Raw genomic sequence first — 10,636 nt, 5'->3', positions numbered from 1 at the left:
TCAGGTGCGCCATGTCAAGATGGTCCAGCGCCAGGCGTGGCGCAGCACCAGAGGAGTCAACGCGAGCGCGCTCAGCCAGTGGGCCCAGCTGGCAAGGTTGCCCATGCCATCGCCCGGGGTGCCGTGCAGCACCAACAGCAACCCGCTGGCGAGGCACACCAGCAGCAAGGCTTCGATGATGCGCCCCGTGGTGCGCAGGAAAGGCTTGCGGCTCTTGCGCAGCAGGTTGCGATGGGAGAGCCAGAAGGCGCCAAACAGCAAGGGGAACAGGGTGAGCGAGAGGGTGACGTGCAAGAACAGGTTCCAGCGTGCCAGGGACCAGACCGGGGTCAGGGGTTCCCACAGCAGCAGGCCGGAGAAGAACATCAGGTAGAGGGCGCCCTCGGCCGCCTGATGGTGGTAGGCCAGCCATTGCCAGCATTGTCGCGGTGAGAGGGAAAGACTCGTCATGGGTGCTCCAGCACCCGGGCGCTTCAACCCGGGGCGGGCAAGTTTACAATGGGGGAAGGGTAATGAAAAGAGTTATCAATTCGACCCTTGATGAATAGATCCTGAATGAAATGGGGCCCTATTTGTGCTCCGCCAGCCGCTCGGTCACCGCATAGATAAGTGCCGCGGTGGAGAAGGCGAGGAATACGATGACCGACCACTTCATCTCGATCTCGTTGCCGGTGCCGTCGTCGAGGAAGGCTTTGAGCACCTCGATGCCGGCGATGGTCACCAGGGAGTTGATGACGATGAGCTTGAGGGACGCGAAGTTGATCTTGCTGAGCCAGTTGTCGCCGAGGGCCGCTCGCTGCTCCGGGGTCTTGATGAACTGCACGTAGCCGCAGATGGCCACCAGGATCAGCATCTGGGCCACCAGCACGAAGTCCACCAGGGTGAGTACCCCCGTGATGAGATCCAGATAGTGGATGTCGATGATGTCGCGGCACAGCACATAGAGCTGCATGGCGAACTTCACCATCAGGAGGGCGACACAGATAAGGATGCAGACATAGAAGGGGAACATCATCAACCGGCTGCCGTTGAGCATGACGTTGAAGCGGCGCATGGGAAACTCCATCGAAAAGGAAGGCAGCCAGAATATCCGGAAAGAAAGGAGCGGGAAAGCGCCTTGGCGCCTCCCGCCCGGCCTAGAGGGGGAAGGTGGGAAGGCCCTGGAACAACTGCTGCAACCCCTCGCCCCAGGCCTTTCGCAGCGCCACGAAATGGGGGTTCTGTTCGGTGATGCGGTGCTGGTGCGTCGCCGAGAAGCTGCCCTCGTGATAGACCAGGGCATCCAGAGGCAAGCCCACCGACAGATTGCTGCGCAGGGTCGAGTCGATGGAGATGAGGGCGCACTGCAGGGCGGTCTGAAGCGGCGTCTCATGGTGAATGATGCGATCGATGATGGGTTTGCCGTACTTGCTCTCACCAATCTGGAAGTAGGGGGTGTCGGCGCTCGCCTCGATGAAGTTGCCCTCCGGATAGATGTGGAACAGGCGGTGGCGCTCCCCCCGGATCTGCCCCCCCAGCAGGATGTTGCAGCCGAAGTTGATATGGCCCTGCTGCTGACCCCCATCCCGGTTGATGACGGTGCGTATGGTCTGGCCGATGAGGGCGGCAGCCTCGTAGAGGCTGGGGAGGGCAAGCAGTTCCTGCCCCTCCGTCAGCAGGCTGATGACGCTCTGGGTGGTGGCCAGATTGCCGGCGCTTTGCAGCACTATCACCCTGTCCTCCCGGGTGAAGAGGTGCAATTTGCGGAAGGTGGCGATGTGATCCACCCCCGCATTGGTGCGCGAATCGGACGCAAACACCATGCCGTCTTGCAGGCACATGGCGACGCAATAGGTCATGACCGCACTCCCGCCAGGACTCTCCCGGTCTTCATTGCTGCTGTCCATCCAGGCGGGTCACCTGCGCCTGGCTCTGCAACTGTTCGCACCCGCCGCCATAGCGCACGCCGCGCACCGGACAGGCATCCAGATAATCCATGCCGACCGCGAGCTTGAGGTGCTCGCTGGTGGAACTGGTGAGGTTGGTGACGTCGAACGTGTGCCAGCGCTCCTCGATCCACACCTCGGCCCAGGCGTGCATCGCCACGTGGCTGTTGTCCTGGCTGTAGAGGTAACCGCTCACGTACCGGGCCGGCAGGCCGGCGTGGCGGCAGCAGGTCAGGAAGACATGGGTGTGGTCCTGACAGACGCCGCTGCCCGAAGCAAGTGCCTCGTCGGCGCTGAAGGTGGCATCCGTGCTGCCGGGCTGATATGGCATCAGCACCAGGATGCGTGCCATCAGGCTCTGCAAGTCGGCCAGGGTCGGCTCCTCTGGCAGGCAGGCCTTCGCGAGATCCTGCAGGGCCGGGGTCGGGCGGGTGAGGGGGGTGGGCCTCAGGTAGCTCAGGGGAGAGATAAGGGAGGACTCCTCATCTTCCGGGGCGTCGTCGCAGATCTCCACCTCCCCGTGGGCGCGGATCAGGATCCCCTCGTGGGGGGACTCCAGGCTCAGCACGTGCAGTATATTGCCGTAACCGTCCGTGGTGCAGGTGGCCTCCCCCGGCAGCTCCAACTCCCAGGAGAGGATCTGCTGGCGGGCCGTGCTGTGGGGGGTCAGGCGCAGGTACTGGGTACTGCGGCGCACCACGTCGGCATAGTGGTAGCGGGTCTGGTGATCGATGATGAGTCTCATAATACCTCCAGGTAGGCGGCGTGGATGCTCTGGCCGATGGCGCCGATGTCGCTGAGGAAATCACTCAGGTACTCCTGCATGCCGAGGGCAAAGACATCGTCGATGGCGCCATAGGTCAGATGGGCGTTGAGTATGGTGGTCAGGCGCCGGGGCGTCTGACCGGCGTTGCCCTCGATCTGGGCCAGGATCAGCTCCATCTCGTCGAGGCAGGCCCGCAGGGAGCGCGGCACTTCATTGCGCAGGATCAGCAGCTCGGCGATGGAGGCATGGGAGAGTGTCTTGTAGAGGGTCTGGTGGGCCTCGTAAGCGCCCACTGACCGCAACAGGGCATTCCAGCGGTAGAACTCGCGCACGCTGTCCTCGTCCTCCCGGATCACCTGATACTTCACGGTCAGGATGCGCGCCGTGTTGTCGGCCCGCTCGATGAAGGTACCAAGGCGCAGGAACCAGAGCACGTCACCGCGCATGATGGTGCCATAGGTGGCGCCGCGAAACTGGTGGGAGCGTTCCTTGATCCAGTCGAAGAACTCCTGGGCCTGGCCGCTGGACAGCCCCGCCTGGCGGCGTCGGCGGATCTCTATCCAGGCGGCGTTGATGCTCTCCCACACCTCACCGGGGATCTTGCCCCGCACCGCGTGGGCGTTATCCCTGGCCATGCGCAGACAGCTGAAGATGCTGCTCGGGTTCTCCTCGTCGAAGCAGAAAAATTGCAGCAGGTTCTCCATGTTCACCTGGCCGTAGCGGGCCAGGAAGGGCTCGTGAGTGCCGCTGATGGTGAGGGGCGCCACCAGCTCGCTGTGATCGGCGTCGATGGAGGGCATCAGCGACATGGTCTGGGTGACGTCCAGCATGCGCGCCGTGTTCTCCGCCCGCTCTAGGTGGCGGGACATCCAGTAAAGTTCGCTTGCGGTGCGGCTCAGCATGGGCTGCCCTCCATGACCCAGGTGTCCTTGGTGCCACCACCCTGGGAGGAGTTGACCACCAGGGAGCCTTCGGTGAGGGCGACCCGGGTCAGGCCGCCCGGTACTAGGCGCAGCTCCTGCCCCGTGAGAACGAAGGGGCGCAGGTCGATGTGGCGAGGGGCTATGCCGGCGTCGACGAAGGTCGGGCAGGTGGAGAGGGAGAGGGTCGGCTGGGCGATGTAGTTGTCCGGCCGCGCCTTGAGCAGCTCGCGAAAACGGGCCAGCTCCTCGCGACTGGCGCAGGGGCCTATAAGCATGCCGTAGCCGCCGGCGCCATGGACCTCCTTGACCACCAGCTCCTCCAGATTGGCCAGCACGTGGGAGAGGGCAGCCGGCTCGCGGCACTGCCAGGTGGGCACGTTGTTGAGAATGGGATCTTCCCCCAGATAGAAGCGGATCATCTCCGGCACATAGGGGTAGATGGACTTGTCATCCGCCACCCCGGTGCCGATGGCATTGGCCAGCACCACGCCGCCGGCGCGGTAGACCGAGAGCAGCCCGGGCACGCCGATGAGGGAGTCCGGGTTGAAGGCGAGGGGATCGAGGAAGTCGTCGTCGATGCGGCGATAGATGACATCCACCCTTTTCAGCCCCGTGGTGGTGCGCATCAGCACCTGACCATCCTTGACCACCAGATCCGCGCTCTCCACCAGCTCCACCCCCATCTGCTGGGCGAGGAAGCTGTGCTCGAAGTAGGCGCTGTTGAAGCGCCCCGGGGTCATCACCACCACGCAGGGGTTGTCCACCGGGCTGCTCTCGCGCAGGGTCTGCAGCAACAGGGCCGGGTAGCGCTCCACCGGGGCGATGGGCTGGTTGTGAAACAGCTCCGGGAAGAGGCGCATCATCATCTTGCGGTTCTCCAGCATGTAGGAGACCCCGGAGGGGGTGCGCAGGTTGTCCTCCAGCACATAGTACTCACCGTCGTGGTTGCGGATGATGTCGACCCCGGTGATGTGGACATAGGTGTCCCGGTGCAGGTCGACCCCCTGCATGCAGGGCTGGTACTGGGCATTGGTGAGGATCTGGGCGGCCGGGATCACCCCCGCCTTCAGGATGCGCTGATCGTGATAGATGTCGTGCAGAAAGGCATTGAGGGCGGTGACGCGCTGGCGGATCCCCTTGTCCAGATGTTGCCACTCCCGGGCGGGAATGATGCGGGGAATGCTGTCGAACGGGATGAGGCGCTCGGCGCCGTCCCCATCCCCGTAGACGTTGAAGGTGATGCCGACCCGGCGAAACAGCAGATCGGCCTCCTCACGCTTGCGCTCTATGCTCTTCTCGTCGGTCTGGTGCAGCCACGACAGGTAGGCGTGGTAATGATCGCGAAACTGGTTGTTGGCGAGCAGCATCTCGTCGTAACAACCGGGTCCGGGGGGCTTGATGGGCAGCATAGGCAACTCCTTGTGACGTCCCTGATCTCAGGAGTTGCAAGGGGTGTGCCAGCCAATCGAGTCGCTGCCGAGGCCTGTATCATTAATTTTTTATAGAAAAATCATATGGATGACTCTTCTGTCATCAGTGGATGGCCGAGGGTGCACCAGAGTGGTACCCCATGGAGGGTATGCCTGCGCCATCTTGTGGCGGCAGGACCCGACGGCAAGGGACGAGCGCATCGGGAGGCGACCGCTCTTGCCCCGAGGTGGGGCAGGGGAAATGAAAAAGCCCAGCCATAAGGCTGGGCTTTGGAAGATGGCTCCCTCGACAGGACTTGAACCTGTGACATACGGATTAACAGTCCGCCGTTCTACCGACTGAACTACGAGGGAATTGGCTCCTCCTACTGGACTTGAACCAGTGACATACGGATTAACAGTCCGCCGTTCTACCGACTGAACTAAGGAGGAATTGCCTGTCTCGTCGAGACGGGGCGGATATTAATGGCCTGAGGGACGGGTGTCAACCCGATGGCTTGCGTAAAAAATGGCTTTTTGGCCTGTTTGTCCAAAACTTGGTCGCTGTGGACTATTTTCAGCACAATCAGCAGCTTGAGATGCCCTTGCGGGAACATGCACGCCTGTGCGTCCTCTCCTTCATCCAGAGGTGCAGGTCAGGGTTTTTCTTGGGAGAAACAGCACGGAGGGCGGCCGCAGTTGGCGGGAAACGGCGCGCAAATACAGGGGATAGGCGACAATATTGCGCGCTCATGTCCATTTCTTGATCCCGCCCATCGAATTATCGGGCCGGCTCGGGTATGGTTGCTCAGGATACCATCGCCGCGTCGACAGCTCTGCCGGCCCTTGATGATGATCGGGTGCCGGTTCACCCCGGCCTTTGTCTCCTTCTTCTGGTATTACCCTAGACATGCACAATCAAGCTTCCTTACAAGGCGTGAAGCTGGCTATCGCATTGCGCCAATCCTGCATCGACGAACCCTATGGCGTGGCGCGCTTCGGCCGCGACCTCATCGCCGGCATCACGGTCGGCATCATCGCCATCCCGCTGGCCATGGCGCTGGCCATCGCCAGCGGCGTGCCGCCCCAGCACGGCCTCTACACCGCCATCATCGCCGGCATCGTGATCGCCGTGACCGGGGGCTCCCGTTTCTCCATCTCGGGCCCTACCGCCGCCTTCGTGGTGATCCTCTATCCGGTGGCCCAGCAATTCGGGGTGGGGGGACTCTTGATGGCCACCCTGATCTCGGGCTGCTTCCTGGTGGCCATGGGGATGGCGCGGCTCGGGCGCCTCATCGAGTACATTCCGCCTTCGGTCACCCTGGGCTTCACCGGCGGTATCGCCATTGTGATCGCCACCCTGCAGATCAAGGACTTCTTCGGCCTGCAGGTGCCCGAGATGCCTGAGACCTACCTGGGCAAGGTGCAGGCGCTGGCCCATGCCCTGCCCAGCTGGCAGTGGGGTGACACGCTCGTCGGGGTGGCCACCCTGGTGGTGCTGCTGCTCTGGCCCAGATTGCGGCTGCCGGTGCCGGGCCACCTGCCCGCCGTGCTGGTGGGGGTGGGCCTGGGTTTTGGCCTGCATCAGTTCGGGGTGGACGTGGCCACCATAGGCAGCAAGTTCAGCTACACCCTGGCCGATGGCACCCAGGGGATGGGGATCCCCCCCATAGCGCCGACCCTGGTGATGCCCTGGGCCCTGCCGGGACCGGACGGGGCGCCGGTGGAGTGGAACCTGGCCGCCATCGAGCGGCTGCTGCCCGCCGCCTTCTCCATGGCCATGCTGGGTGCCATCGAATCCTTGCTCTGCGCCGTGGTGCTGGATGGCATGACGGGTCGCAAGCACAGCTCCAACGGCGAGCTGGTGGGGCAGGGGCTTGGCAACATTCTGGCCCCCTTCTTCGGCGGCATCACGGCGACGGCCGCCATCGCCCGTTCCGCCGCCAACGTGCGGGCCGGGGCCACCTCGCCCATCTCCGGCATCGTCCATGCCCTGGTGGTACTGGCCGCCATCCTGGTGCTGGCCCCCTGGCTCTCCTGGCTGCCGCTCTCCGCCATGGCGGCCCTGCTGCTGCTGGTGGCCTGGAACATGAGCGAGGCCCACAAGGTGGTGGATCTGGTGCGCCGTGCCCCCAGGTCCGACGTGCTGGTGCTGCTGGTCTGCCTGTCTCTCACGGTTATCTTCGACATGGTCATCGCCATCACCTTCGGGGTGATCCTGGCTTCGCTGCTGTTCATGCGGGAAATTGCGAAGATGACCCGGCTGCACAACCTGGCGGAGCACAAGCGCTATGCGAGCGAGGTGCCGGCCCAGACCCTGATCTACAAGATCAACGGGCCCCTGTTCTTTGCGGCGGCGGAGCGGGTCTTCGACGAGTTGCTGGCCCAGGTACGGGATCACAAGGTGCTGATCCTGCAGATGGAGGCGGTCTCCATCCTGGATGCGGGGGGACTCTCCGCCTTCCAGCAGTTTGCCAGACGGATGGCCAAGTCGGGTGTCCGGCTCAAGGTGGCCGAGTTGCAGTTCCAGCCCCTCAAGACCCTGGCCCGGGGCAAGGTGCGCCCGGTGGCGGGGGAGTTGGAGTTCTACGGTTCGCTGGAAGAGGCCATTCGAGGAGAACATTTGCACGAAGCGGTTGAAAATTGATGGAAAGGGATAGGAAACGGCAACTTTTTGGTCACTTGGTTCGCTAATTGAGCAATCAGTGGCAAAAGATAAAAAATTGGATTGACCGGCCCGCTCCTATCCCTTACATTACGCCCCGTTCCAGCGCAGCAGCGCAACGAACCCGTGTTGGCTGAACACGTTAAATCACAGACAGAACTTTGGTGGGGTGCCCGAGGGCTGCCCACGATGAAGTTGGCAAGAAGCACGCATCGCGTGTTACGAAAGCCACTTCAAAGAAGTGAAAATTTGGTGAGGTGTCCGAGTGGCTGAAGGAGCACGCCTGGAAAGTGTGTATACGGCAACGTATCGAGGGTTCGAATCCCTCCCTCACCGCCAAATATAACCAGTTGAATTTCAACGGGTTTTTTCATTTCTAGACTTACGTGATTTTTTTCCTGGATCAACTGGGTGGAACAATCATGTATCTGAGTAAAAATGCCTCCGGCACCTACTACACTCGTCTCCCGCTGCCTAAGTCATTACGTGACCGTGGCTTGCCCTTCGCTATCCGTACTTCCCTTTGCACCAAAGATCGTCAGCTCGCCGTAGACCGCAACCTGGCAGTGGCAGCTCGTACTCGCGCACTTATCGCGGCTACTCCTGCCGATACTGCCCCCCGCAGTTTCTATCGCTGGATCCGCGCCGATCTAGACGCGTTCAAAGCAGCGGGGTTCATCCCTCCTCAAACACCTTCCACACCTCGTGAACCTTCTGTTGATGCCCCAGCTTGCCCCAGCAGTGGGATCATGCTCACCCACGCATTGGCGAGATTCATCGAGACTAAAACCAGTGAGGGGATCCAGCATAGGTCGGTGGGCCAGCTCCAACTTCGGATCAACGCCTTCGTCACCTGGGCCAAAGGGGTTAAAGTCGATGAGGTGACGCCCGCGCTGGCACAGGAGTACCGCAACAGCTTGCTGCGCAAGACCAACCTCAGTTTCAAAACCAAAGGAGATTACCTCGCCGCCCTGAAACAGTTCTTCCGTTGGTGCGTGGCGCTGGACTATTGCAGCCGTAACCCTTTTGATGGGTTGACGGCAGGCAAGAAGCCGCACAAACGGGCGGATGAGGAGCGAGTGCGCTGGCATCGCCCTCAACTGGCTCAGCTGTTTGCCAGCCTGCGCAGCAAACAATCCCAGAAAGGCAAAAAATTGAGAGTTCAAGACTGGTGGGTGCCCCTGCTGTGCCTGTATGCCGGGCTGCGACCCTCCGAGGCTTGCCAGCTCAAAACTCAGAACATCAAACAGGTTGAGGGGATTTGGTGTCTGATGGTCGATGCGGGAGAGGTGGATCAACAGCTCAAGAGTGCCAATGCGTACCGTACCGTGCCGCTACATAGTGCGTTGATCGGACATCAATTCCTGGACTATGTGGAGAGTCGTCGCGGTCAGGGGCAGGTATTTTTGTTCGACGACAAACCATCAGGCAAAGACGACGACTGGGCGCATAACATCACCTGTCGCTTCCAACGCCACTTCAATGATGCTGGCATCGTAGGTCAGGGCCGTCCCACGCTTTACGGGCTGCGGCATAGCTACATCGATGAGTTACAGCAGGCGGACGTTGCTGAGCATATTGTGGCTGAGTTGGCGGGACATAGTAAAACAGGGATTAGATTGGCCCCTTGAAGATCCAGACACTTCGCCCCTCTTAACTTAAGAGGTAGTCTTGGAGCTATGTTCAGTACTAGTCACAACGAGAAGATGGTCGAAGTGTTAACAGGGGCCGAGCGCCGTCGACGCCGGACTCCACAAGAAAAGATCGCCATCGTGCAGCAGACCTTTGAGCCCGGGATGACCGTCTCTCATGTTGCTCGCTTGCACGACGTCAACGCAAACCAGCTTTTCAAATGGCGTAAGCAATTCCAAGAAGGGTCTCTCACGGCGATCACCGCCGGTGAGGATGTTGTTCCTGCTTCCGAGTTGGCTGCTGCCATCAAGCAGATCCGAGAGCTTCAGCGTCTGCTCGGGAAGAAGACCATGGAGAACGAGATCCTCAAAGAAGCCGTGGAGTATGGTCGAGCAAAAAAATGGATTGCGCATGCGCCCTTGTTGCCGGGGGACGACGATTAAGTGCTGTGAGCCAGGCTCTTAATGTATCGCGTGCGCAGCTATCCGTTCGTGTTCATCGAAAACCGGGTTGGCAAGATGGTCGTCATCATCGCCAGCGTGATGATGCAGCCTTACTTGGCCGTATCATGGAGGCGATGGCAGAGCTTCCCTCCTATGGCTATCGCCGGGTCTGGGCGCTGTTACGGCGTCAGTCTGAGGCAACAGAACAACCTGTGGTAAACGCTAAGCGGGTATATCGCGTCATGCGCGAGCATGGCTTGCTGCTGGAAAGAAAACCAGCTGCACCATTGGCCCAGCAGGCACATAAGGGGCGTGTTGCCGTCAAGGAGAGCAATCGACGGTGGTGCTCAGATGGCTTCGAGTTTCGCTGCGATAACGGTGAAAAACTACGTGTCACGTTCGCCATGGATTGCTGCGATAGGGAAGCGTTGGACTGGGCGGCCAGTACTGGGGGTTACGATAGTGACACTGTGCAAGATGTCATGCTGAGGTCTGTCGAACGTCGCTTTGGGGATTCGTTGCCGGCATCACCGGTGGAGTGGCTGACTGATAATGGCTCGGCGTATCGAGCCCATGAGACCCGCGCGTTTGCACGAGAAATCGGGTTGGAGCCCAGAACGACAGCAGTGAGAAGCCCACAGAGTAACGGTATAGCGGAAAGCTTCGTGAAGACGATGAAGCGAGACTATATCGAGATGATGCCAAAACCGGATAGCCGAACAGCGGTAGGCAATTTGGCTATCGCGTTTGAGCATTATAACGAGCACCACCCGCACAGCGCCTTGGGATACCGTTCACCACGGGAATTTCTGCGCAGTCGGGTATCACAACCCTAAGCGGGAAAAAGTGTCTGGACCTATGGGGTCAAATCCA

9 protein-coding genes and 3 tRNA genes are annotated in these 10,636 nt (G+C 60.9%); 4 read left to right on the top strand and 8 right to left on the bottom strand.

What is annotated here, in order from left to right:
• From AB5Y50_RS04855 to AB5Y50_RS04820, 8 genes are all read right to left on the bottom strand, one after another.
• A complete protein-coding gene (locus AB5Y50_RS04855; protein ID WP_043155621.1) occupies positions 1–450 on the bottom strand; it encodes a hypothetical protein in 450 nt (149 codons plus the stop codon).
• A 118-nt stretch (positions 451–568) separates the two neighbouring features.
• Positions 569–1,054 carry a YqhA family protein gene (locus tag AB5Y50_RS04850; RefSeq protein ID WP_010674393.1) on the bottom strand — a complete coding sequence of 162 codons (486 nt, stop codon included), beginning with the start codon at positions 1,052–1,054 and terminating at the stop codon, positions 569–571.
• An 82-nt stretch (positions 1,055–1,136) separates the two neighbouring features.
• Entirely contained in the window at positions 1,137–1,886 is a 750-nt protein-coding gene (locus AB5Y50_RS04845; protein ID WP_368162423.1) for a peptidase, read from the bottom strand.
• The gene (locus tag AB5Y50_RS04840) at positions 1,870–2,670 is read right to left on the bottom strand and encodes a transglutaminase family protein (protein ID WP_010674395.1); all 801 of its coding nucleotides are present in this window, start codon (positions 2,668–2,670) and stop codon (positions 1,870–1,872) included. The genes AB5Y50_RS04845 and AB5Y50_RS04840 overlap by 17 nt, the downstream gene beginning before the upstream one ends.
• The gene (locus AB5Y50_RS04835) at positions 2,667–3,593 is read right to left on the bottom strand and encodes an alpha-E domain-containing protein (RefSeq protein WP_010674396.1); all 927 of its coding nucleotides are present in this window, start codon (positions 3,591–3,593) and stop codon (positions 2,667–2,669) included. Before AB5Y50_RS04835 ends, AB5Y50_RS04840 begins: the two co-directional genes overlap by 4 nt.
• On the bottom strand, positions 3,587–5,023 hold the full coding sequence (locus AB5Y50_RS04830; protein ID WP_042075286.1) for a circularly permuted type 2 ATP-grasp protein: 1,437 nt from the start codon (positions 5,021–5,023) through the stop codon (positions 3,587–3,589). Before AB5Y50_RS04830 ends, AB5Y50_RS04835 begins: the two co-directional genes overlap by 7 nt.
• A gap of 299 nt (positions 5,024–5,322) precedes the next feature.
• A tRNA-Asn gene (locus AB5Y50_RS04825) sits at positions 5,323–5,398 on the bottom strand.
• A gap of 2 nt (positions 5,399–5,400) precedes the next feature.
• Positions 5,401–5,476 (bottom strand) — tRNA-Asn (locus AB5Y50_RS04820).
• Between the two features lie 457 nt (positions 5,477–5,933).
• Here AB5Y50_RS04820 and dauA point away from each other — a divergent pair.
• The 4 genes from dauA (at position 5,934) to AB5Y50_RS04800 (ending at position 10,599) form a co-directional block, all read left to right on the top strand.
• Positions 5,934–7,670 (top strand): C4-dicarboxylic acid transporter DauA, encoded by a 1,737-nt coding sequence (gene dauA, locus AB5Y50_RS04815; protein ID WP_043155632.1) that lies wholly within the window; start codon positions 5,934–5,936, stop codon positions 7,668–7,670.
• A gap of 269 nt (positions 7,671–7,939) precedes the next feature.
• Positions 7,940–8,027: transfer RNA gene (locus tag AB5Y50_RS04810), tRNA-Ser, on the top strand.
• 83 nt (positions 8,028–8,110) lie between these two features.
• The gene (locus tag AB5Y50_RS04805) at positions 8,111–9,319 is read left to right on the top strand and encodes a site-specific integrase (RefSeq protein WP_223954969.1); all 1,209 of its coding nucleotides are present in this window, start codon (positions 8,111–8,113) and stop codon (positions 9,317–9,319) included.
• Positions 9,320–9,394: 75 nt separating this feature from the next.
• A protein-coding gene (locus AB5Y50_RS04800) for an IS3 family transposase (protein ID WP_100654772.1) occupies positions 9,395–10,599 on the top strand; the annotation gives its coding sequence in 2 pieces (ribosomal slippage) (positions 9,395–9,713 and positions 9,713–10,599; 1,206 coding nt in all).
• Positions 10,600–10,636: the final 37 nt, after the last annotated feature.

This window comes from Aeromonas sp. s6, from assembly GCF_040907815.1.
Classification (GTDB): Bacteria; Pseudomonadota; Gammaproteobacteria; order Enterobacterales; family Aeromonadaceae; genus Aeromonas; species Aeromonas caviae.
The sequence above is the reverse complement of the archived record's forward strand: the minus strand, read 5'-3'. Positions and strand labels throughout refer to the sequence as shown.

Bases quoted from the DNA above. Each gene is read 5' to 3' on its own strand.
- AB5Y50_RS04855 (WP_043155621.1), bottom strand. From the start codon at position 450: ATGACGAGTCTTTCCCTCTCACCGCGACAATGCTGGCAATGGCTGGCC.
- AB5Y50_RS04850 (WP_010674393.1), bottom strand. From the start codon at position 1,054: ATGCGCCGCTTCAACGTCATGCTCAACGGCAGCCGGTTGATGATGTTC.
- AB5Y50_RS04845 (WP_368162423.1), bottom strand. From the start codon at position 1,886: ATGGACAGCAGCAATGAAGACCGGGAGAGTCCTGGCGGGAGTGCGGTC.
- AB5Y50_RS04840 (WP_010674395.1), bottom strand. From the start codon at position 2,670: ATGAGACTCATCATCGATCACCAGACCCGCTACCACTATGCCGACGTG.
- AB5Y50_RS04835 (WP_010674396.1), bottom strand. From the start codon at position 3,593: ATGCTGAGCCGCACCGCAAGCGAACTTTACTGGATGTCCCGCCACCTA.
- AB5Y50_RS04830 (WP_042075286.1), bottom strand. From the start codon at position 5,023: ATGCTGCCCATCAAGCCCCCCGGACCCGGTTGTTACGACGAGATGCTG.
- dauA (WP_043155632.1), top strand. From the start codon at position 5,934: ATGCACAATCAAGCTTCCTTACAAGGCGTGAAGCTGGCTATCGCATTG.
- AB5Y50_RS04805 (WP_223954969.1), top strand. From the start codon at position 8,111: ATGTATCTGAGTAAAAATGCCTCCGGCACCTACTACACTCGTCTCCCG.